At 41.0% G+C, this 21,154-nt stretch carries 25 protein-coding genes and 1 other RNA gene; 15 read left to right on the forward strand and 11 right to left on the reverse strand.

The features are described from left to right. Positions 1–24 precede the first annotated feature (24 nt). The 8 genes from ruvA to HZB59_04520 all read right to left on the reverse strand — a co-directional run bounded on the left by ruvA (position 25) and on the right by HZB59_04520 (position 7,037). A complete protein-coding gene (gene ruvA, locus HZB59_04485) occupies positions 25–633 on the reverse strand; it encodes a Holliday junction branch migration protein RuvA (GenBank protein MBI5020671.1) in 609 nt (202 codons plus the stop codon). Continuing rightward, positions 630–1,187: a crossover junction endodeoxyribonuclease RuvC gene (gene ruvC / locus HZB59_04490; protein MBI5020672.1), complete on the reverse strand. Its 558-nt coding sequence runs from the start codon at positions 1,185–1,187 to the stop codon at positions 630–632. The genes ruvA and ruvC overlap by 4 nt, the downstream gene beginning before the upstream one ends. A gap of 38 nt (positions 1,188–1,225) precedes the next feature. After that, positions 1,226–1,975, reverse strand: coding sequence for a YebC/PmpR family DNA-binding transcriptional regulator (locus HZB59_04495; protein MBI5020673.1), 750 nt, complete (start codon positions 1,973–1,975; stop codon positions 1,226–1,228). Positions 1,976–2,004: 29 nt separating this feature from the next. Then, on the reverse strand, positions 2,005–3,768 hold the full coding sequence (gene recJ, locus HZB59_04500; protein ID MBI5020674.1) for a single-stranded-DNA-specific exonuclease RecJ: 1,764 nt from the start codon (positions 3,766–3,768) through the stop codon (positions 2,005–2,007). 29 nt (positions 3,769–3,797) lie between these two features. Continuing rightward, positions 3,798–4,249: RNase P RNA component class A (gene rnpB / locus HZB59_04505), an RNA gene on the reverse strand. Positions 4,250–4,275: 26 nt separating this feature from the next. Next, positions 4,276–5,004, reverse strand: a complete 729-nt coding sequence (locus HZB59_04510) for a hypothetical protein (GenBank protein MBI5020675.1) — start codon at positions 5,002–5,004, stop codon at positions 4,276–4,278. Between the two features lie 11 nt (positions 5,005–5,015). Beyond that, entirely contained in the window at positions 5,016–6,128 is a 1,113-nt protein-coding gene (locus HZB59_04515; GenBank protein ID MBI5020676.1) for a Nif3-like dinuclear metal center hexameric protein, read from the reverse strand. Between the two features lie 264 nt (positions 6,129–6,392). Continuing rightward, positions 6,393–7,037, reverse strand: coding sequence for a response regulator (locus tag HZB59_04520; GenBank protein MBI5020677.1), 645 nt, complete (start codon positions 7,035–7,037; stop codon positions 6,393–6,395). 231 nt (positions 7,038–7,268) lie between these two features. Here HZB59_04520 and HZB59_04525 point away from each other — a divergent pair, with 231 nt between their 5' ends. The 14 genes from HZB59_04525 to HZB59_04590 all read left to right on the forward strand — a co-directional run bounded on the left by HZB59_04525 (position 7,269) and on the right by HZB59_04590 (position 17,275). Further along, positions 7,269–9,212 carry a sensor domain-containing diguanylate cyclase gene (locus tag HZB59_04525; protein ID MBI5020678.1) on the forward strand — a complete coding sequence of 648 codons (1,944 nt, stop codon included), beginning with the start codon at positions 7,269–7,271 and terminating at the stop codon, positions 9,210–9,212. A gap of 33 nt (positions 9,213–9,245) precedes the next feature. Beyond that, positions 9,246–9,440, forward strand: a complete 195-nt coding sequence (locus HZB59_04530) for a hypothetical protein (GenBank protein MBI5020679.1) — start codon at positions 9,246–9,248, stop codon at positions 9,438–9,440. A 127-nt stretch (positions 9,441–9,567) separates the two neighbouring features. Next, a complete protein-coding gene (locus HZB59_04535; GenBank protein MBI5020680.1) occupies positions 9,568–9,840 on the forward strand; it encodes a EutN/CcmL family microcompartment protein in 273 nt (90 codons plus the stop codon). 8 nt (positions 9,841–9,848) lie between these two features. Beyond that, positions 9,849–10,133 carry a EutN/CcmL family microcompartment protein gene (locus HZB59_04540; protein ID MBI5020681.1) on the forward strand — a complete coding sequence of 95 codons (285 nt, stop codon included), beginning with the start codon at positions 9,849–9,851 and terminating at the stop codon, positions 10,131–10,133. A 27-nt stretch (positions 10,134–10,160) separates the two neighbouring features. Beyond that, complete coding sequence (locus HZB59_04545; protein MBI5020682.1) at positions 10,161–11,018, forward strand: sigma-70 family RNA polymerase sigma factor; 858 nt, start codon at positions 10,161–10,163, stop codon at positions 11,016–11,018. Positions 11,019–11,168: 150 nt separating this feature from the next. Then, on the forward strand, positions 11,169–11,678 hold the full coding sequence (locus HZB59_04550; GenBank protein ID MBI5020683.1) for a C40 family peptidase: 510 nt from the start codon (positions 11,169–11,171) through the stop codon (positions 11,676–11,678). Positions 11,679–11,733: 55 nt separating this feature from the next. Further along, positions 11,734–12,291, forward strand: coding sequence for a peptide deformylase (gene def, locus HZB59_04555; GenBank protein MBI5020684.1), 558 nt, complete (start codon positions 11,734–11,736; stop codon positions 12,289–12,291). Between the two features lie 21 nt (positions 12,292–12,312). Further along, on the forward strand, positions 12,313–13,233 hold the full coding sequence (locus HZB59_04560; GenBank protein ID MBI5020685.1) for a methionyl-tRNA formyltransferase: 921 nt from the start codon (positions 12,313–12,315) through the stop codon (positions 13,231–13,233). Next, positions 13,230–13,886 carry a rhodanese-like domain-containing protein gene (locus HZB59_04565; protein ID MBI5020686.1) on the forward strand — a complete coding sequence of 219 codons (657 nt, stop codon included), beginning with the start codon at positions 13,230–13,232 and terminating at the stop codon, positions 13,884–13,886. Before HZB59_04560 ends, HZB59_04565 begins: the two co-directional genes overlap by 4 nt. A gap of 1 nt (position 13,887) precedes the next feature. Further along, on the forward strand, positions 13,888–14,331 hold the full coding sequence (locus HZB59_04570; GenBank protein ID MBI5020687.1) for a DoxX family membrane protein: 444 nt from the start codon (positions 13,888–13,890) through the stop codon (positions 14,329–14,331). 158 nt (positions 14,332–14,489) lie between these two features. Then, on the forward strand, positions 14,490–15,284 hold the full coding sequence (locus HZB59_04575; protein ID MBI5020688.1) for a ParA family protein: 795 nt from the start codon (positions 14,490–14,492) through the stop codon (positions 15,282–15,284). Positions 15,285–15,287: 3 nt separating this feature from the next. After that, complete coding sequence (locus tag HZB59_04580; GenBank protein ID MBI5020689.1) at positions 15,288–16,199, forward strand: ParB/RepB/Spo0J family partition protein; 912 nt, start codon at positions 15,288–15,290, stop codon at positions 16,197–16,199. An 11-nt stretch (positions 16,200–16,210) separates the two neighbouring features. Next, entirely contained in the window at positions 16,211–16,600 is a 390-nt protein-coding gene (locus HZB59_04585; GenBank protein MBI5020690.1) for a RidA family protein, read from the forward strand. Positions 16,601–16,633: 33 nt separating this feature from the next. After that, positions 16,634–17,275 carry a hypothetical protein gene (locus HZB59_04590; GenBank protein MBI5020691.1) on the forward strand — a complete coding sequence of 214 codons (642 nt, stop codon included), beginning with the start codon at positions 16,634–16,636 and terminating at the stop codon, positions 17,273–17,275. A gap of 10 nt (positions 17,276–17,285) precedes the next feature. Here HZB59_04590 and HZB59_04595 read toward each other — a convergent pair whose 3' ends face one another. From HZB59_04595 to HZB59_04605, 3 genes are all read right to left on the reverse strand, one after another. Beyond that, positions 17,286–17,627 carry a PAS domain-containing protein gene (locus tag HZB59_04595; GenBank protein ID MBI5020692.1) on the reverse strand — a complete coding sequence of 114 codons (342 nt, stop codon included), beginning with the start codon at positions 17,625–17,627 and terminating at the stop codon, positions 17,286–17,288. A 13-nt stretch (positions 17,628–17,640) separates the two neighbouring features. Next, positions 17,641–18,060, reverse strand: coding sequence for a hypothetical protein (locus HZB59_04600; GenBank protein ID MBI5020693.1), 420 nt, complete (start codon positions 18,058–18,060; stop codon positions 17,641–17,643). A gap of 180 nt (positions 18,061–18,240) precedes the next feature. Next, on the reverse strand, positions 18,241–18,564 hold the full coding sequence (locus tag HZB59_04605) for a hypothetical protein (GenBank protein MBI5020694.1): 324 nt from the start codon (positions 18,562–18,564) through the stop codon (positions 18,241–18,243). A gap of 267 nt (positions 18,565–18,831) precedes the next feature. Here HZB59_04605 and HZB59_04610 point away from each other — a divergent pair, with 267 nt between their 5' ends. Beyond that, the gene (locus HZB59_04610) at positions 18,832–21,093 is read left to right on the forward strand and encodes a T9SS type A sorting domain-containing protein (protein ID MBI5020695.1); all 2,262 of its coding nucleotides are present in this window, start codon (positions 18,832–18,834) and stop codon (positions 21,091–21,093) included. Positions 21,094–21,154 lie beyond the last annotated feature (61 nt).

Genomic DNA, 21,154 nt, shown 5'->3' on the forward strand with positions numbered 1-21,154 from the left:
CCAAGATTTGTTGGATGCTAAGGATTATCGTTGCTTCGCCGAGTGATGCAGCGCCTTCTTTATCATTTCTTCCACCGATAATTCTTTGTTTGTGGATTCAATTAATACAGCCCGTAAAGTTTGCTCGGCGCTCGTGCGGTTGAAACCAAGCGACATCAATGCTATGATAGCTTCGGAACGGGATTTTAATTGTTGACTTGTTGGGGTAACAGCTTGCTCTGTGAACTCAATCTTTCCAAGTTTACTACGCAGCTCAAGAATAATCCGCTCCGCTGTTTTTCTTCCAACACCTGATATAGATGTGAGTGCTTCAATATTTCCGAGTAGAATCGCTTCTCGAAGATCGTTCGTACCAATGCCTGAAAGAATTCCCTGTGCAATCTTTGGTCCGATTCCAGAAACAGAAATTAAAAGTCGAAATATATCCCGTTCGGCTTCGGTTGCAAATCCAAACAAAATCATGGCATCTTCGCGTACGTGCATGTGGGTTAGAATAACAACATCTCCGTTAAGCTTTTCAATCTTTTCAAATGTTGAAAGGGGAATATGCACATGATATCCAACACCGTTAACATCAATTGTAATTTCGGTGGGAGACTTTTGAACGAGTTTTCCTCTGAGATGAGAAATCATTTTGTACCCTTCCGCTTTGATGAGATCTTTTCAGGATGAGCAGTGATGAAAGATTTCCAGCTTTTAAATGAGTGTGTCCGGGATGTTTGTCGCCTCTGTATATGGCAAATAGCTACAGCAAGCGCATCTGTAACGTCGTAATGTTTCGGGAGTTCTTTGAGCTTAAGGAGTGATTTTACCATGAACTGTACTTGCTCTTTTGAGGCGGCACCGTTGCCAACGATAGCTTTCTTAACTTCCCGCGGAGAATATTCGTGAGTAGGTATCTCCTTAGTCACCGCGGTTAAAATCGCAACGCCGCGCGCGTGACCTAGCTTTAACGCCGATTGAGCGTTCTTACCGTAAAAAGCAGTTTCGATTGCAAACTCATCGGGTTGATACTTTTCGGTAAGCGCGGAGAGAGTTTCGAAAATAACTTTCAACCGCAATGGCATAGAGGTCCGGCTGTTGTTTTTTATTGCACCGGAATCTAAAATTTTCATCTTGCCGTTGCGTGTCTCAATCACACCAAAACCAGTAATAAGTGTACCGGGATCAACGCCGAGGACAATCATGAATCAATTCAAAATTAAAAATTTAAAAGTAAATAAGATTATTCATTCAGAGCTGCCAAAGTTTTTTCGTCGATATCGAAATTGGCGTAAACATGCTGAACGTCTTCATGCTCTTCCAAAGAATCCATCAATTTAATTGCGTGCTCTGCATCTTTCCCTTCAACCTTTACGGTATTTTCCGGAATCATTTGGACTTCCGCCTCTTCCATTTTTATACTTTTTGCTTCAAGAGCTTGTTTGACCGATTCAAAATTTTCAGGCGCGGTGTATATTTCATACATATCATCTTCAGTCTTCATGTCGTCTGCGCCCGAATCGAGCGCGAGACTCATCATATCGTCTTCATTCAGAGCAGTTTTCAAAATTCTCATTACACCTTTACGATGGAACATATAAGCAACCGAATTGGAAGCACCAAGTTTTCCGTTGTGTCTCTCTAGCAGATGTCGGATCTCGGAAACAGTTCTGTTTTTATTATCGGTAACCGATTCAATGATGAGAGCGACTCCACCTGGTCCGTATCCTTCATAAGTTACATCCTCATACATAACACCTGGCAATTCGCCGGTCCCTTTTTGAATAGCCCGTTTGATATTATCTGCCGGCATATTCGCCCCTTTTGCTTTATCAACTGCGAGGCGAAGGCGTGGATTGCCTTTTGGGTCACCGCCACCCATTCGCGCGGCGATCGTAATTTCCTTTATGATCTGTGTAAATGCCTTACCTCTTTTTGCATCGGTAACTGCTTTTTTTCGTTTGATGGTTGCCCATTTAGAGTGACCAGACATTTTATAAATCCTTTCTGAGAATTATCAATTTATTCGATCGCATTTATCGATTCGATATTCGAATCGGGGATATGCTTTCTAATATCTTTAATTTTGAGTTGAGGAAATGATTCTGTTGTACCGGCGCTCGAGATTGGGACCTCATGTTCGTCCACGGAGAAAACCAGGTCGAGCGCTTTTCCGTTATCGCGAACTTCATCCAAAAGTGATCCTAATCCGAATCCGATCGCATCGAGTGTGTATTGATTTTGTTTGACACGGAAGCGAAGGTGATCTTTCCCGACGATTTTTGGAACCCCGATTGTCTCTACATTTCTTGCCAGGAAGATCGGTCGCATGTTGCTGGGACCGTAAGGAGAAAATTCTTTTAGAATTTTTAAGAAGCGTGGATTTAAATCTCCAAGCGTAATTTCCGTGTCTATTTTGATTTCGGGTGTGCGGATATTATCTGTCATCAATTCATCGACTACGAGGTTAAAGGCTTCCCTGAATTCATCCACACGATCAAGCGCGACGGAAAGTCCGGCGGCATATTTATGTCCTCCGAACTGAAGTAATTTGTCTTCAACGCGTTTTAATGCCTGGTGAATATCAAAACCGACTATTGACCGCGCCGAACCTTTTGCAACTCCGTCAACGGTTGTCATCATCACAGTAGGTCTGTAATATTTTTCCACGAGCCGGGATGCAACAATCCCGATTACTCCGGGGTGCCAATCTTCGTTGTGGAGAACAATTGCAGGATCTGGTTCGACCTCGAGATAACTCTCGACTAACTCCTGGGCTTTAAGAAATGTATCTTCATCAATTTTGCGGCGGTTTCGATTTTCAGTTTCGAGTATCTGAGCAAATTCAATGGCTGTTGAAAAATTATCGTTCGTGAGTAAAGTGACTGCGCGAGTTGCGTCTCCCATTCTGCCGACCGCATTGATACGCGGAGCCAGTACAAAAACGATTTGTCCTGTGGATATCTTTCCCAATTGCGAGCCGGATGTTTCAATCAACGCTCGAATTCCGGGACGGGGATTTGTATTGATTTGTTGAAGTCCGATTTTTGTTAAAATTCTATTCTCACCTATCAATGGAACAATATCTGCGGTTGTTGCCAATGTGGCAAAATCTATAAATTGCTCTGCCATGTTCTCACCGTCCCGGCGTCGTTCAATTGCTTGTATCAATTTGAATCCGACTCCACAGCCGCACAGATTTTTAAACGGATATTTATTTGTCGGGATCAACGGATCAAGAACTGCGAGTGCATTCGGTAACGATTCGCCAGGTTCGTGGTGGTCGCAGATGATCACATCGATACCTAAACCTCGAGCGTATTCAACTTGATCGATGGCGGTTATTCCACAATCGATAGAGATCAGCAGTGTGGCACCGAACTGTTTCCCTTTGTCGATACCAAGCGTCGAGATACCATATCCTTCTTTAACACGATCGGGGATGTGGATGATTGATTCGAGTCCCAGTTTTTTGAAGTAGAGATAAAGCATTGCCGCGCTTGCCGTTCCATCTACATCGTAATCTCCAAAGATGAGCAATCGTTCTTTGCTTTCAATTGCACGGAGAATTCGAACAACAGCCTGTTCCATTCCTTGCATCAAAAACGGATCGTGTAAATCTGTTAATTGGGGTCGGAAAAATTCTTTCGCAAGTTGATAAGTAGTGATACCGCGGTGAAAGAGTATTCTAGCTATTGTTTCGGGAACATTGATCTCCTTGGCAAGTTGCATTACTTGCAATTCGTTCGGTTGTTCCACAACGCTCCATCTGTATTGTTTTTTCATATCATTATTTTATGTTTGATTTCAAATTTAAATACTGCGCATCTATAAGCCGGATTCTGTATCCCGTTCCGCTATAGCGGCCCGGGATTGCAATCATTCATCTTACCCTTCAGAGAAGGGAATTTAGCGACCTACCCATCCCGCTTTTTTGAACCGACTTAACGTCGGAACAAAAAGTTGAGCGGACCACTCTTCTCTCAACCATAGTTGGAAGCGGGATTTACATGGTCTTGCACCGAGCAGGGTTTGTCAAGCTTCCAGCTTACGCTTGGAACTGGTGAGCTTTTACCTACGCCATTTCACCCTTACCCTGTTCAATCAACGATTGGACAGGACGGTATATTTTCTGTTACACTATCCGTTGCATCGAACTTTGGTTCGCTGCACCCCCATTTTCACAGGGTACTCTGTCCTGTGGTGTCCGGACTTTCCTTCCCATTTAACTTGTTGAGTTAGACGGGACGATTGCACGATGCGCAGTTTTGTTATTTAATTCCTAAGAACTTATTAAAGAATTTTGCTAACACTTACGATGTGATCTGACACGAGTATTCTGCCACAGTGTTCACAAGTGAATAACCTGTTGTTTTGCCTGATCTCAAGTATTTTTTGAGGAGGTACTCTGCTGAAGCATCCACCACAAGCATTACGTTTCACCGCAACTACAGCCACGCCACCCTTGGCATCCTTAATTCTTTTGTAACTGTCTAAATCTTGTTTATTGATGCGGGCGATGATTTTATCTCGCTCATGATGATATTTTAATTCCTCTTTCTCGTGTTCTTTGTTTACTTCGCGTAACTCTTTTTTCTTTCCGTCAAGATCTTCACTTGATTGTTCGAGTTGTATTGAATACGTTTCAACATCTTTTTTTGCAGTCTCCATCTGTGTTTCATATGTTTCCATGTCTTTTTCTAACTGCACAGATTTTTTCTCGGCTGCCTCTATCTCTCTCGTCAACGCATCATATTGCTTGTTCGATTTTACGTTCAGTTGTTGGTTTTTATATTTCTCTACTTTCTCTGCCAAATCAATAATCTCCAGATCGGCCTTATCGCGATTGATTTTTGATTGTTTTAACGTTGAGTTCAGCTCCTTTATTTTTGCCTTTAGTTCATCAACTTTCTGTTCAAGATCGTCGACAAGTCCAGGCAAATCACCTTTCAGTTCATGTACTTCCTGTAATTGTGAATCAACAATTTGTAATGCGTATAAATATTTAAGTCGGTTTTCCACCGTTTACTCCTTCAAGATGTATAATAATGAATAGGATTTATGCTCTTCAATGATCCAAATATTTTAATGTCTGAGTTTTGCTTTTTCATCTCTCGTTTTAAAAAATTCACCAGTTCGCGCACAATGAATTCTTCGGTTTCAAAATGTCCCGCATCTACCAAAAGCATTTCCGGAGGGCAATCGGAAAAACGATGGTATGATATGTCTGCCGTAACGAAAGCATCGGCGCCTGCCTGATGAGCTATGGCAATTAAATCGGATCCGCTTCCACCACAGACTGCAACTCGTTCGATTTGCTTGCGTTTGAAATTATTGTGTCTCAAAATTTTTGTATTTAACTTTTTTGTGCAATGTTTCAAAAAATTATCAGGAGTCAATTTTTTTGGAAGGTTACCGATTACTCCGCTTCCATAATCGTTACTCGGAGTTGAAAGGGGGTAAACATCGAACGCAACTTCATCATATGGATGAACTTCTTTCATCGCGGCGATGACATCGTTCAAACACCACTGAGGAACATTCATTTCGAGACGGACTTCTTCGGTACTTTCAAGTCGACCTTTTTTTCCGATGTAAGGTTTTGCTTTTGCGGAGGGTAGAAATGTGCCGGTTCCGTTTATATTAAATGAGCATGAACTGTATTCGCCGATTACACCCGCACCTTGATTAGCCATCGCTTCCAGGACAACTTTCGCGTGATCGCTTTGTACAAAGACAACAATTTTTTTATTCGTCTGTTGATTTTTGCGAAGAAAGTCGGTTCCGTCTAATCCGAGAGCTTTTGCAAGCGCGAAGCTCACGCCATTTCGTGTAAAATCTAAATTTGTATGTGCAGAATAAACTGCAACCTTGTTACTGAGCAGGGTTGAAATAAGAAATCCGATTTGAGTATCCGGATTTATAGATTTTAAAGGATTGTACAGGAATGGATGGTGAGTTATAATCAGATCGGCTTTTTTTCTTACTGCTTCCTTCACAACCTCCAGAGTTATCTCTAAAGCAACTAAAATATTATCAATATTCGAGTTTGGGGAGCCGATCTGAATGCCGATGTTATCGCGTTCCCATGCAATTTCCTTCGGTGCCCAATTTTCAATAATTTTTTGGATATTGCGTAAAATCATCAAATCGAAATTTTATGAAAAAAAATGTCCCGTTTTTTTAGGACGGGACAAGAGAAACTGAATTTTATACTTATTAATTTTCTTTAGATTTTTATCTACCCTGATAAGATCGGTAATTCTTTTTGCTTGAATGTTTCGGTAAATTATCATTGGTATTTGAATCGTAAGAGGAAGTAACATAACGAAATAAATATAAAAAAATAAATCGAAATATCAAAATATTATCGACTTTGCAAAGTGGAAAATAGATTTAATGAGCGATATTTATTTATCGATGTTTAAATCGCGCAACAATACGATTTGTTTCTCAAGATGCCCAATGTTTTCGTTAAATCGTGAGAGCGTAAGCTTCTGTTCCGCAGATACCGATTGGCGCATTAATATATCTGTGCTAATTTTAATTGCTGCCAGCGGATTGTTAAATTCGTGGCACATTGTAACAATCAATTCCTGCACAGCTTCCATTTTCTTGCCAGTCATCATTTGTTCTTTTTCGGCTTCATTAATGCGCTTACTTAGGTTTACCTTGTCAATTACGTTAATGATAGTGCGGGGCAGAATGGTATCAACAGCTTCTTCTTTGATTAAATAATCTTCAACGCCATATTTCATTGCCTCGATAGCGATTCTGAAATCTTTATTAGAAGTTAGAAGTACTATTGGAATTTGAATATTAAGGGAATGTATTATTTTGCTTATTTCGATACCGTTTGTTCCCTGTAAAAAGTAATCTAGCAAAATCAAATCGAATATATTTTCCTGTTTAAGTGTTAAAATTGCCTTTTCAGGGTCCTGAATGGCTGTCAGGTTGAAAACTTTATTTTGGAAGGGTCGAAGCTGATGTCGGATAACATCGACATATGCTTTATCGTCATCGATAATCAATATCTTTATTATTTGTTCGCTCATAATATTATCCTATCCAATTATACCACTTGTAGTTCAATAAAGCAATTATTTTAAAGAAAATCTTATTATAAAATTGAAAGATTATTCATAATCCTTTTAAAAACCATTGAAATTTCAGTATTTAAATTGACATTCAATGGAAAATTCATTAGATTTAAACACTTTAAGAGTGTTCCGGAACCGATAAAGTCGATGCATTTTAAGATAAATAATCAAAATATTGAATCTCTTTTGGAAAAGATAAATGCCGGTGACGGCATTTTTTTAGTCATAGGAGTAGTGGCGGTCGTTACCGGAATACTTGTAGATATTTTTTTAATCAGATTAATTTGTCTAATCGTGGTTCTAAGCGTGGGAGCATTGTTCATTTTCTCCGTACGTGCAAAAGAGTTACAAATAGGAGGCATTGATCGGAAAAATAAATCACTATTGCAATCACAACACAAGAGTGACGGGATGAAGAAATTAATCTTTGATGATTTTCAAAAAAATGCAGAACAATCATTTCGTGTTGAAGAAATTGAAGAAAAGGCATTTGAGAATAAAGACCAAATTCATGCTGATCTCAGAGAAATGGGTAGACCGCCCGTAGTTGACCCGTTTCGGAATAAGACCGTTGAACCAATCCGGCGCGATTTTGGTATTGACGATTTTTTTGATGTCAATTCCGATATATACAAAGGTGATACGGAGCCGCGAACTGAGTTTGATTTTTTGCTCAATAAAGTTTTGATGGTGATTAAAGAGGTTCTTTTCGCTCATACTGCCGCATTCTTTTGGGCGAATCGAGAAAAACAACAAGTGGTTCTCGAAGCATTCGTTTCTGATTCTCCCGGTTTATTTACATCTCGAAGATTTTCTTTCGGGCACGATCTGGTCAGCAATGTTGCCGTGACGGGCAAACCGGAATTTATTTCTGAAATAAACGATTTGTCGGAACGTGAATTATTTTGCTACTATTCCCAGTCTGCTTCTGTACGCTCCTTCGTGGGTGTCCCAGTTTATTTTTCAAGAGGCAGCAATATTGAAACTCCTCAGATGCCTGTCGCTGTTTTAATTGTAGACAGTAAAGCCTCGGATGAATTTGGACCGGAGACTTTAACTTTGCTTGGCCGATTCACAAAGTTGCTCTCTGCACTGGTGAAAAGTTATAACGACAAATATGATTTATTGCTTGATATTGAGCTAATGGCTTCAATTCGTAGGTTGCAAGAACGGATCAGGAGTAACTTTTCTCTCCAAACAATTGTTCAAGCATTGGCAGAAGAATCTTCAAAATTAGTAAATTGGGATTTTCTCTCAATCGTTCTTTATGATGAATCAAAAAGAGCGTGGGTTGCGAAGAAAATAATAAATCGCGCTCATGAAGGTTACATCGTAACTGAGCAAGCGATAGATTTCCCTGAGAGTCTTGCAGGAAAAACGATAAAGAATAATATCTCAACAACCATCGATGATCTAAGTGCAATATCATTGCCGAGATATTACAACGAGGAGAAATTAGATCGGCGAGGGTCGTTCGTTTCCGTACCGATAAGTTCTTTGAATAAATGTTACGGAGCAGTGAATATTGAGAGTAAGGAAATATTCAATTTTTCTCGCCGCGATGTCGATATCCTATCGCGACTTGCGGACAATTCCGCCTCAGCGTTAGAAATATTTTACATGCGGGAAATAATCAATGAATATGTGGTGATAGATGATACTACCGGTATGTATGCTAAGAAATTTTTAATGCAGAGAATAGGAGAAGAATTACAGCGTGCCGACGATTTGGCAACAGAATTGTCTCTTCTTTTAATCACTGTTGACAGATCGGAAGAGATATCGCAACGTTTCGGTATAGACGGTTTCGAGCGTGTTATGCTTACACTTGCAAAAGCGATTAAAACAGGTGTTCGTCCATACGATGTTGTTGGCAGATATGATACCGATAGATTCGCGATTGTATTTGTGAACACTGCAGCGAATGAAGCATTCATTTGGGCAGAAAAAATTCGCAAAACAATTGCAGGTTTAGTAATTAATCTTGACGGTAAAAGTTTCTCGATGACGATCAGCGTTGGCGTTGCCGGTGCAACCGAAGGGATGAAAAAAGAAGAATTAGTGGGGAATACAATCGCGATTTTGAACACCGCATCTCATACCGGCGGAAATGTAGTACGAGTTTTTTAAATAATAACAATGTAAAATTAGGAAAGTAATAGTATGGCAAAACAGCAATCATTCGCAGACAAAGCGGCAAAAGCAGCAATGCAACCGGGCAAAAAATGTGCCGCGTGCGGGGCTATTAAACAACCGGTCCTGTATGTCGCATCGGAACCGTCAAAACATGGAAGTATCAGGTTCAGTCACCGTCGCGTTCAAGTATGCAAGTGCAATGAGAAAGAATTATACGGATAATATTCATCCGGAATATATGCCGAAGTATTAATTTGCGCGGGGGATTCATACCCGTTCCTGATATGGTGGGAAAAGAATTCGGCAACAACAAACCAGATTATTCGTACAATGAAAGCAGGATTCTGAAATGTTTTTAGGAAAAGTTGTTGGTACTGTTTGGGCAACAAGAAAAGATGAAGAGCTTGTCGGCATGAAGTTTCAAGTTGTAAAACATGTCGGTTTAGATTACAAGTTGAAAGATACTTTCGTCGTTGCCGTTGATACAGTTCAAGCTGGCGTGGGTGATACTGTTCTTGTCTGTAGCGGTAGTTCTGCAAGGCAAACATCATTGACTAAGAACAAACCGGTAGATGCAGTCATTATGGCTGTTGTAGATAAATTAGATATAATAGAAAATTAGGCAGAATCGTGTTTTTCGCAAAAGTAATTGGAACCGTTTGGGCGACCCGGAAGGATGAAAGTTTGCATAATTTTAAAATGCAATTCATTCAACCGCTCAACGCGCAAAGAAAAAATGCCGGAGATCCCATTGTGGCGATAGATACAGTGGGTGCGGGTCCCGGAGAAACAGTTATCTACATTACAGCCCGTGAGGCAACAATACCGCTACCGGTTGAGATGGCTCCGGTTGACGCGAGTATTGTAGGAATCGTAGACCGGATCGATCTCGATAATCGGTTTATTGGCGGATAACACAGCGTAGGATTATAAGGATGCTATATGGCAAAAGGAAATAAACAGTTTACAACACGGGAAAGTCAATCGCTTGATAAGTATCTTCAAGAGATAGGTAAAGTAGAACTACTCAATGCTGAAGATGAAATTGATCTTGCGCGAAGAATAAAAAAAGGGGATCAAAAAGCTCTTGAAAAATTAACGAAAGCTAACTTACGATTTGTTGTCAGTGTGGCGAAGCAATACCAGAATCAGGGTTTGTCGTTAGGAGATTTAATTAACGAGGGAAATTTAGGTCTAATCAAAGCTGCGAAACGTTTCGATGAAACACGTGGATTTAAATTTATCTCTTATGCTGTTTGGTGGATTCGACAATCTATCCTTCAGGCATTGGCGGAACAATCTCGAATCGTAAGATTACCTCTGAATCGCGTAGGTGCGTTGAATAAAATCGGCAAAGCTTTCAGCACGCTTGAACAGGAATTTGAGCGTGAGCCAAGCGCAAGCGAACTGGCGGAAGAACTCGATATGTCGCTATTTGAAGTAGCCGACACATTGAAAATTTCAGGCAGACATTTATCCATGGATGCACCATTTGTGCAGGGTGAAGACAACAGATTACTCGATGTTATTCAGGATGAGCGTACACCGATGCCCGATCATGTGTTAATCAAAGAATCGTTGAGTAAAGAAGTAGAGCGTGCTTTGAGTACGCTGACCGAACGCGAAGCGGAAGTTATTCGATTGTACTTCGGTCTAGGGAGGGAACATTCGTTGACACTGGAAGAAATCGGAGAGAAATTTCAACTAACTCGCGAACGCGTCAGACAGATAAAAGAAAAGGCAATCCGAAGATTGCGGCACGCATCGCGCAGCAAACAATTACGTGCATATCTTGGCTAAAAGTGCGAGCCATCCTGATACGGATGGCTCTTTGATTTAATTTTCAGATTCAGCTTCGTGCGAAAAATTCTATTCATCATATTGTCATTTTTTATATTAACTTTCTCAACAGGGTGTTCGCCTCAGCAACAGATTTTTAAGAAAGTGGATATGACCGATACATTGAAGATCGAGGCAACAGAAGATCCTCAAGTTGATGAAGAGGATGAAGAAATCCCCGATACGGAAATTATTGAACCAACCGATGAGATTGAATCGAGAATATTGATATCGGAAGATAATCCTTCAGTTGACCGGCATAAACTACTCAGCGAAATTATGCCGCTGATGAGAACACCTTACCGGAAAAAAGGAATCGGTAATAAAGGTTTCGATTGTTCGGGCTTCACGAAGAAGGTATATCAGGATGGATTGGGATATGAATTGCCGCGCTCAAGTAAGGCTCAATTCTCTCTCGGTCAGCGCGTAGATCGAGATAGTTTAAAATTCGGTGATCTTGTTTTTTTTAAAACTCGCCGGACTATACCATCGCATGTTGGAATTTATGTTGGTGATGGACTTTTTGCCCACGCGAGTTTAAAAATTGGTGTTACAATTTCTCTTCTCGACAGTAAATATTATAAAAAACGTTATGTAGGCGCGCGCCGCATCATAGAATGATATTTTCTCCATCATTCTCTACATTAAATTATTAAAGTATCATAAAAAAAATAGTATGGCAGTTTTACCGATTTACACAGATGGTTCTCCGGTTCTCCGCAAGAAAGCTCAACACTTGACAAAAATTACCGATGCAACAATTCAGTTTATTCTGGATATGTTCGAAACAATGCGGAAAGCTAACGGTATTGGGTTAGCTGCAAATCAGGTCGGGGTTCTAAAACGGATTATCATCGTCGATGTGTCGGAAGTCGAAGGTTATGAAGAGACGAAACCGACCGCATATATCAATCCGGAAGTCGTCGTGGAAAAAGAAAAATTAGTTATGGAGGAAGGATGTCTTAGTGTGCCAAATATTCGCGATGAAGTGGAGCGCGCAGAAACTATTCGTCTCAGATATCGTGATTCGAATTTCGAACTCGTCGAAACAGAACTGAGCGGATTACCAGCTCGTGTGGCACTTCATGAGATCGATCATCTGGACGGGATACTTTTCGTCGACAGGTTATCGCCCGAAAAAAAAGAAGCGCACATGGAAGAATTAAAAAAAATCAGAAACGGAGAAATCGAAGTGGATTATCCGGTTATAACAGCACCCGACGCAGCGGTCTGAAAGATTCCGGGGAATCATCAAATGCGAATAGTTTTTATGGGCTCACCCGAGTTTGCACTGCCAAGTCTCAGTATTTTAATCGAGCATAAACATGAGATTTTATCAGTAGTTACTGTCCCCGATAAACCGGCAGGCAGGGGATTGCATGTTACATCTTCACCTGCGAAACTATTTGCTCTCGAACGAAATATACCTGTGTTTCAACCGCAATCGTTGAAAGATAATAACTTTATTGAAGAACTAAAGAATCTTAAACCGGAACTATTTGTCATAGTCGCGTTTAAAATTCTTCCACCTGAAATTTATAAAATTCCTGTCTACGGTTCGTTCAATCTGCACGCTTCTCTTTTGCCAAAATACCGCGGCGCAGCTCCGATCAATTGGGCTGTGATCAACGGAGAAAAGGAAACCGGAGTCACAACTTTTTTCTTACAGGATAAGATTGATACCGGTAATATCATTCTTCAGGCGCGATTGCCGATAGGGGAAAATGAATCCGCAGGCGAGGTGCATGATAAACTTGCGGATATCGGCGCCGAGGTTGTGCTGCACACTGTCAATCTTATATCAATGGGGCGCGCTATAGCAAAACCGCAGGAAGATTCCAATGCTACCTCGGCTCCAAAAATATTTAAAGAAATGTGCCGGATCGATTGGAACAAAAATGCAGTTGCGGTGCATAATTTTATCAGAGGGTTATCTCCGCATCCAACCGCATTCACGTCTCACAAAGGAAAGAAAATTAAAATTTACAAATCAAAAATTGCCGGTGATATGAAATTTGCACCGGGTGCTATTTCAGTTTCGGTATCCCGCTTATTCATTGGTACCGGAGATGGCGCAGTGGAAATTCTCGAACTTCAGCTGGAAGGTAAAAATAAATTGTCGTCGGAAGAATTCTTAAGAGGATATCAATTTGATAGAGAGGATTTATTGGTGTGAAAATGTTGAATCGCTTCTCTCCGTTGGTAAAAGAAATATTGGTAATTGTCTCTGTTTCGATTCTCGTGTCTTTATTGTTCAATACTTTTTCAGGGAAAGGATTGCCGCTGATCCGGAAAGAGATCGTAAAAGTTCAGGCGGCAGATTCGGTGTTGTTCTCACCAACCACATCCAAGATTGATTCTGCGTTATTGATTCAACCGGATTCTTCAATTACGAAAAATATTAAAGTGATTGCCCCGCTTCACGAACAGGCGCTTCGGAATCCGGATTCGGTCATAAGTTCATCGAATAAAAATTCAACAACATATTATACCACAATCACCTTGACTCAGTTGCAACGGTTATTAAATGAAAATCGTGGTTTCCTTATCGACGCGCGCAATGCCGATGAATACAATCAAGGTCATATCGCGAAAGCGAAGAATATGCCCGCGTTGGATGTTGATAAACATTTTGCCGAACTCGTAACTATTCCGCGCGATACACTTATGCTTCTTTACTGCAACAATGCCGATTGCCACCTCTCCCATTTGCTGGCAGATTTTCTCCGCAATTTGGAATTCAAAAAGATATATATCTATGAAGATGGTTGGGATGGTTGGATTAAAGCCGGCATGCCGGTCGATAGTTCGAAAGGAGGAGATAAATAATATGAAAAATCTACTTTCGAACAGATATATTATTTTATTCTCACGATTAGTTCTCGGAATAATTTTTATAATTGCTAGCAGCGATAAGATTGCTCACCCTGAACTTTTTGCTCTGAGCATCAGCGGTTATAAATTATTGCCTCTTTATTTGATCAATCTTTTTGCCATCGTATTGCCATGGCTCGAAATGATCACAGGATTATTTTTGATAAGCGGGATATTTGTTAAATCAAGCAGTGCGATTCTCGCTTTTCTTATCACTGTATTCATCGGAGCGATTTCATTAGCCATGATACAGAAATTGGAGATTGATTGTGGCTGTTTTGGCGCGGGGAAAGGATCGCAAGTCGGATGGCTGCGCATAATTGAAGACATAGGTATGCTTATCCTTTGCGGGCATATTTATTATTTTTACCGCGATCCAAATCTGTATCCTAAGAATTAATACATCACAGTCGGGATTTAAGAGAAGGACTTCATTGCATTATCAATAAAAAAGCTTTATATTTCTCAGTAAATAATGTGATAATTTGAATTACATCGAAACTCGAACCGACATTTATTTCAAAAATTTGGAAACGCCTTCGTTAGCTCAGAGACTGTATGAATAAAATCATTACGATAACGAATCAAAAAGGGGGAGTGGGTAAAACCACAACCGCAATTAACCTTGCCGCTGGCGTTGCGGTTGCTGAATTTACCACCCTTCTCATCGATATAGATCCTCAGGCAAACTCCACAAGCGGTCTTGGTGTTGATGTCCGGTCCGAAGGCAATAATGTTTATGATGTCTTGATCAACGGTGTTGATCCTCACGATGTAATAGTAAAAACCGAAATGCCGTTTCTTTCTCTTCTGCCATCAAACATCAATCTCGTTGGCGCTGAAGTTGAACTTGTGGATATGGAAAATCGTGAGTCGATACTTAAAGTGATTGTTGATAAAGTTCGAGATGATTACGATTTTATTTTTATCGATTGTCCGCCTTCACTCGGGCTCTTAACGCTAAACGGACTTGTTGCCGCCGATTCTGTTATCATACCGGTGCAATGCGAGTATTACGCCCTTGAGGGACTGGGACAGCTTTTGAACACAATTAATATTGTACAGAGAGGATTGAATAAAAATCTGGAAATTGAAGGAGTGCTGATGACGATGTACGACAGCCGGCTTCGCCTCTCGAACCAGATTGTTGAAGAAGTGAAGAAACATTTCGGCGATAAAGTATTTGCCACAATCATTTCCAGGAATGTTCGGCTCAGTGAAGCGCCAAGTTACGGAAAGCCGATCCTCCTTTATGAAGCAATTTCATCAGGTGCGAAAAATTATATGGAACTCGCGAAGGAATTTCTCCGTCGCCAACAATCCGCTGAAGCAAAGGCAGCACTGAATCTATAACCTATGTCTAAACAGAAAGGTGGACTTGGCAGAGGATTATCGGCTTTAATAAGACCTACAGCGCAGGAGACGACTCCGACTTCGTCGGCCAAATTCGTTGAAACTGCCGCTCCGAATAAACCGTTATCCCATATCGAAGTTGCCAAAATACGACCAAATCCGTTTCAACCACGCGCCGACTTTGATCCTCAAGCACTCGATGAGTTGAAAGAATCGATCAAGCAAAAAGGTATCATTCAAGCGGTAACGGTTCGGTTGGCGAAAGACGGGATGTATGAATTGATTTCAGGTGAGCGTAGAATCCGTGCCGCCACCGACATCGGAATGAAAACCGTTCCTGCTTATATCATCGAAGTTAAACTCGATGAGGAAATGCTTGAACTCGCTCTCATCGAAAATTTACAGCGCGAGCATCTGAATTCAATCGAAATCGCGATCTCATACCAGCGCTTGATGAATGATATAGGATTGACTGCTGAAGATATCGCTAAAAAAGTCAGTAAGGATCGCACCACTGTCGTGAATTTTCTTCGTTTGCTGAAGCTTCCGAAAATAATTCAGGACGCATTAAGAAAAGATAAATTAACAATGGGGCACGCGCGCGCGCTTATCTCCTTGCCTGACGAACAGACACAGCTTCGTATCTTCGATAAGATTTTAAAGAAAGACCTGAACGTGCGGCAAGTTGAAAAGTTAGTTCGCGAAGCAGGTAAGAAAAACGGAAAGAAATCATCGCGTAACCTGAGGAGTCCCGGAACGGTAGAGGATAATTTAGCGGAACGGCTTCAACAGATACTCGGGACAAAAGTGAGAGTGAATTCTCAGGAAGCGGGACGCGGAGAAATTATAATTGAATTCTATAACAGCGACGATTTAGGAAGGTTATTCGATCTTCTATCGTCAATCGAATCATAGGAAAATATCTCATGAATAAATCTGTCATATTAACAAAAGAAGCTCCTGCCCCAATCGGGCCATACAATCAAGCGATAAAAGCAACCGGTTCATTTTTATTCACAGCGGGTCAAGTACCGATCGATCCCCACGGTGGTCAGGTTGTACAGGGCGACATTAAAACTCAAACGCGTCTCGTGATGAAAAATCTTCAGGCGATTTTGGAAAAAGCCGGATGCTCTTTTGAAAATGTCGTAAAGACAACTGTCTTTTTAAAAGATATGAATGAATTCGCGGGAATGAACGAAGTATATGCCGAATTTTTCAAAGCTGACCCGCCGGCTCGATCGACTGTGGAAGTGGCGCGGTTGCCGCGAGACGTCCGCGTTGAGATCGAAGCGATTGCTTTAGTGAATGAATAAGATGTGTAATATTGCGAAAATAAAATCAATATCATGGTGAGCTTAGTTAATCCTAAGTTTATCGAGGGATCGAACCATGACATTGTGCTAAAGATTTGTGCATCAACAACGTCGGTAAGAATATATTGTTCTATTCTCTTCGTTGCTTTATATTTTTTTATAGGTATTACAAATATCTATTCTCAGTCGGATTCTACAAAAACAACCGCAGATACTTTAACCCAATCAATCTCTCCACCTAATCCTCAATCAACATCCCAAAGTAAATCAGACGAGTTAACGGAATTCCATCCTACGAAATCACCGATGCTCGCGATGGGTCTTTCAGCAATATTCCCCGGTTCAGGCCAAATTTATACAGAAAATTATTGGAAAGTTCCAATCATCTGGGGGGTCGGTGGGTACTGGATTTATGAATGGATCCACCTCAATAATAAATACAAACAATTCCGGTCGGATTATGCCCGAACCGTGAATGAACAAGATTTACGCTTGCGCGATTGGTACCATGATGAGCGCGATAAATTTGCTTGGTTCCTTGGCGCTCTTTATATGTTGAATCTCGTTGATGCCTTTGCAGGTGCACACCTGTACGATTTTAACGTAAGTCCGGATCTCACTCTCGACGGAAGATTAGTACCGAAGGTTGCTGCCACAATCCGGTTAAAATTTTAGCGGGATGAGATTACTTCCGGACAAAGTGTGGGAGTTCGAAAGGAATTTCTAGTGAGAGTTCCACAAGCCCCGAGTATTTTCCATCCGTGTACCATGGCGATTGATAGATAATTTTTTTTATTCCATTTTTCTCTATCGTGTATACATTTCTTCGTTGCGTCTTCAGCAATTCTATCAGTTTCGAGCGTGATGGTTCAGGATGGCATTCGATAAGATTAGTTCCGATTAGCTTTGCACCGCCGTCGGACTCGAATGTTTTTATTGCTTTCTCATTCATTTCAAGAATAATTCCATTCTCATCGCAAACGGTTACCGCCCCGGGGAATTCATTGACCCAGATGTTTGGTTTCATATTAAAGCTTTCTCTAATTCTTGATAAAATAGTTTTTATGAAACATAAAACTCCCCAATAAAAGCGCTCCGCCCATCGCAACATAAATTACCGCAAGATAATGCTTCGGGAAAGAAGAATTACGTACTATTATTCCCGCGCTAACCATAAAGGCAATTAAAAAATATCCTTTCCATGCCGTGAAAGCGAAGATGCAAACGCTATCGGGCAAGGAAAATAAACGGTTGATGTTTTTTCGGGCTACTCTAATGAACATCGTGAAGAAGAATAATAGCGCAAGCGCTGCGCCTAAAAGGAGAATCAGCAAAAGTTGTTCGGTCTCATAATCGTTGAGCCATTCATAAGCCCGCTCAATCAGTATCAAGCCGGCGATACTCCATAAAGAACCGGCGATCAGGAAAAGCCAGCGGCGTGGTACTGCCGGTTTCATCATTGGTATTTAATTCCTTTCGATAACATATCAATAATTTCAGATATCCGCGCTTCACGTGAATTGTTTTTCATTATTGATGAGTAAATAATTTGGTGTTTGTTTTAATTTAATCGGAAAGTTGCCGTTATATGTGGAAGAGGATCCCTGAAGATTAGTGGGACCCTCCTCCAAATAATTCGATTAGACAATATGTTTCCTGAGTTCTCTTTTCAATTTATGTATCTGCTCGCGCACATCGCGTAATTTTTGTGAATCTTTATTTTGCATCGCAAGAGATCGGTCTTGTTTTAAAGCGCGTATCTGCATTTTGATTTTGGTTTTGTTGATGCCGACTGCAACATGGTGGGCATGATCTTCGATTCCAAGAGCATGACAAAGCGCGGGCAATAATTTCTCTTTATGCATAACGCTGTGACCTTTGGTCTCTTCATGGTCTATCCCATCGGCAATATGACGAAGCTGGACTACCGTCATTTTACTTAGTTGTTCGTACGTATAAGACATGATGCTTCTCCTTTAACATTTAACGATAATGAATTGTTCCCTGTTTCAATATCAAGAGATTACATTGTTTGGAATATATGAACAATCGTAAAATGATGCAAATGGGAAGATAGGGTGTGATTTTGTTCGAAATTGAAAGAATTTGAGATAGGATCATATCATTGGAGTTTTGATTTAATGATCGTGTTTCCGGATTACCAAGTTGATTTTTAACTTGACAATTTATAGATTAAATCGTTCCTCATAATCCATCTTGATCTTACAAAAATGCACGGAGACAAAGAAATGGGTATTGATTATAGACGTTCCGCTATTATTTTGGCAATAGTTTTTGTATTTATTCCAACACTACTGTTGGGTCAGGGACAAGATATCCGGCGAGTGCCACCTGCTCCTATCCAACTTGAACAGAATGAAAAGTACGATGGAAAGTATACTCCTTTGAAACCGATGAATCAAACATTTTCCCCCGCATATCATCGTACTTCTGCCGATGGATTTTTTATCTCACAAGTGAATGTTTCCGGTACCGGTGAAAACATTGTCGGCGATGCAGCAAATGAACCTTCTCTCGCAGTAGATCCCACCAATCCGAATAGGATGGCAATCGGTTGGCGGCAATTTAATACTGTCACCAATAACTTCCGGCAAGCAGGTTACGGTTATACAACCAATGCAGGGCATACATGGACATTCCCTGGCATTATAGAGCCGGGAGTATTTCGCTCAGACCCGGTTCTCGACGCTGATGCGAATGGTAATTTCTTTTTTAACAGTCTCACCTTGGACGACTATGGCAACTATTCCTGCGCGGTGTTTAAGTCGGTAGACGGCGGAGCAAATTGGGGATCGAAAACCGATGCCCGTGGCGGGGATAAACAATGGATGATCGCGGATAAAACTGAAAGCATCGGTAAAAATAATTTCTACTCATTTTGGACTTATGCCTATTCAAGTTGTTCACCCGGTTTCTTCACTCGTGGACTCTTAGGGGGACTCATTTACGAAAATTGCATTGAAATTCCATCCAATCCATATTGGGGAACGTTAGACGTAGACAGTAACGGAGTTTTATACGTTGGCGGATGGGGAGGTGGCGATTTTGCTGTAGCGAAGTCTACTACTGCACGTAATATGGAAACACCAACAACATGGGATACGGTGGTTACAGTGGATCTCGATGGTTACATCACTTATGGCACCGATCCTAATCCGGGTGGCTTAGCAGGTCAAACATGGTTGGCAGTGGACAAAACAGGAAACTCCACAAGCGGCAATGTCTATGTGCTCTGTTCCGTTCAACGCAAGTCAACTACTGATCCGTTAGATGTGATGTTTTCACGTAGCACCGACGGAGGTTTAAGTTGGAGCGTACCAGTACGCATTAACGACGATACAAGCTCTACCGCCTGGCAGTGGTTCGGAACAATGTCGGTTGCACCGAACGGACGGATAGATGTTGTTTGGTTAGATACACGCGATAATCCGGGCACAGTTCTTTCATCCCTATACTATTCTTGCTCTGTAGATGGTGGACTTACATGGTCACTGAATAAACGTCTATCAGAATCATTTGATCCCCATCTCGGATGGCCGCAACAGAACAAAATGGGTGATTATTTCCACATGGTATCAGATAGTACTGGTGCAAACCTTGCTTGGGCAGCCACTTTCAATGGAGAACAGGATGTCTATTTCTCTTGGATCCCGGAAGATCCGCGCATACCAAATTTGCATCAGTTCTCTGTTGATAATCATTGGAATATTATCTCTGTTCCAGTGGAGCGAACATCATATCTCAAAACAGATCTTTTCCCCACTTCAATCTCTAACGCGTTTTATTACCATGATGGCGGATATGTTCCGGAAGATACTTTAAAAAGTAACGGTGCTTATTGGCTTAAATTTGGTAGCGATGAAATAATTTCAATAACAGGAGATAGTATCCGGACTCAAGCTTTCTCAGTACAAGAAGGATGGAATATGATAGGATCGGTATCTTCCCCTATAGCGGTTTCATCTATCACATCCGATCCTTCTAATCTCACAACATCGGATTTTTGGGAATTTAACCAATCGTACTTCAGAGTGGATTCAATATTACCGGGCAAAGGATATTGGGTAAAGGTTCGAGGAACCGGCACGTTATATTTATCTTCGGTTACGACAGGTAATATTACGAGCCGGATCAAGATAGCATCAACCGATGAGATGCCGCCATCCCCGCCTGTGCTGACAGGAGAAAAAGAAATACCGGTAACTCCGTTGACATTTTCACTAAAACAAAATTATCCTAATCCATTCAACCCGAGCACAACAATCAGCTATCAATTGCCAGCTAGAAGCCATGTAACACTCAGAGTTTTTGATCTGCTTGGAAGGGAAGTCGCGATGCTGGTGAATCGTATAGAGGAATCAGGGAATAAATCGGTGGTGTTTGATGCGAGCAGATTATTAAGTGGTGTTTATTATTATCGGTTACAAGCCGGAAATTTTGTTGATACGAAAAAACTGTTATTGCTCAGGTGAGTACAATTACAAGTAGCACCTATAGAACTACGCTGGAATAAGTCATGACATATAAAAACTA

Source organism: Ignavibacteriales bacterium (genome assembly GCA_016214905.1).
Classification (GTDB): Bacteria; Bacteroidota; Ignavibacteria; order UBA10030; family SZUA-254; genus PNNN01.

Bases quoted from the DNA above. Each gene is read 5' to 3' on its own strand.
- HZB59_04560 (MBI5020685.1), top strand. From the start codon at position 12,313: ATGCGAATAGTTTTTATGGGCTCACCCGAGTTTGCACTGCCAAGTCTC.
- HZB59_04600 (MBI5020693.1), bottom strand. From the start codon at position 18,060: ATGATGAAACCGGCAGTACCACGCCGCTGGCTTTTCCTGATCGCCGGT.
- HZB59_04495 (MBI5020673.1), bottom strand. From the start codon at position 1,975: ATGTCTGGTCACTCTAAATGGGCAACCATCAAACGAAAAAAAGCAGTT.
- HZB59_04530 (MBI5020679.1), top strand. From the start codon at position 9,246: ATGGCAAAACAGCAATCATTCGCAGACAAAGCGGCAAAAGCAGCAATG.
- HZB59_04550 (MBI5020683.1), top strand. From the start codon at position 11,169: ATGACCGATACATTGAAGATCGAGGCAACAGAAGATCCTCAAGTTGAT.
- ruvA (MBI5020671.1), bottom strand. From the start codon at position 633: ATGATTTCTCATCTCAGAGGAAAACTCGTTCAAAAGTCTCCCACCGAA.
- recJ (MBI5020674.1), bottom strand. From the start codon at position 3,768: ATGAAAAAACAATACAGATGGAGCGTTGTGGAACAACCGAACGAATTG.
- HZB59_04580 (MBI5020689.1), top strand. From the start codon at position 15,288: ATGTCTAAACAGAAAGGTGGACTTGGCAGAGGATTATCGGCTTTAATA.
- HZB59_04585 (MBI5020690.1), top strand. From the start codon at position 16,211: ATGAATAAATCTGTCATATTAACAAAAGAAGCTCCTGCCCCAATCGGG.
- HZB59_04595 (MBI5020692.1), bottom strand. From the start codon at position 17,627: ATGAAACCAAACATCTGGGTCAATGAATTCCCCGGGGCGGTAACCGTT.
- HZB59_04575 (MBI5020688.1), top strand. From the start codon at position 14,490: ATGAATAAAATCATTACGATAACGAATCAAAAAGGGGGAGTGGGTAAA.
- HZB59_04515 (MBI5020676.1), bottom strand. From the start codon at position 6,128: ATGATTTTACGCAATATCCAAAAAATTATTGAAAATTGGGCACCGAAG.
- HZB59_04535 (MBI5020680.1), top strand. From the start codon at position 9,568: ATGTTTTTAGGAAAAGTTGTTGGTACTGTTTGGGCAACAAGAAAAGAT.
- def (MBI5020684.1), top strand. From the start codon at position 11,734: ATGGCAGTTTTACCGATTTACACAGATGGTTCTCCGGTTCTCCGCAAG.
- HZB59_04605 (MBI5020694.1), bottom strand. From the start codon at position 18,564: ATGTCTTATACGTACGAACAACTAAGTAAAATGACGGTAGTCCAGCTT.
- HZB59_04610 (MBI5020695.1), top strand. From the start codon at position 18,832: ATGCACGGAGACAAAGAAATGGGTATTGATTATAGACGTTCCGCTATT.
- HZB59_04520 (MBI5020677.1), bottom strand. From the start codon at position 7,037: ATGAGCGAACAAATAATAAAGATATTGATTATCGATGACGATAAAGCA.
- HZB59_04545 (MBI5020682.1), top strand. From the start codon at position 10,161: ATGGCAAAAGGAAATAAACAGTTTACAACACGGGAAAGTCAATCGCTT.
- ruvC (MBI5020672.1), bottom strand. From the start codon at position 1,187: ATGATTGTCCTCGGCGTTGATCCCGGTACACTTATTACTGGTTTTGGT.
- HZB59_04570 (MBI5020687.1), top strand. From the start codon at position 13,888: ATGAAAAATCTACTTTCGAACAGATATATTATTTTATTCTCACGATTA.
- HZB59_04590 (MBI5020691.1), top strand. From the start codon at position 16,634: ATGGTGAGCTTAGTTAATCCTAAGTTTATCGAGGGATCGAACCATGAC.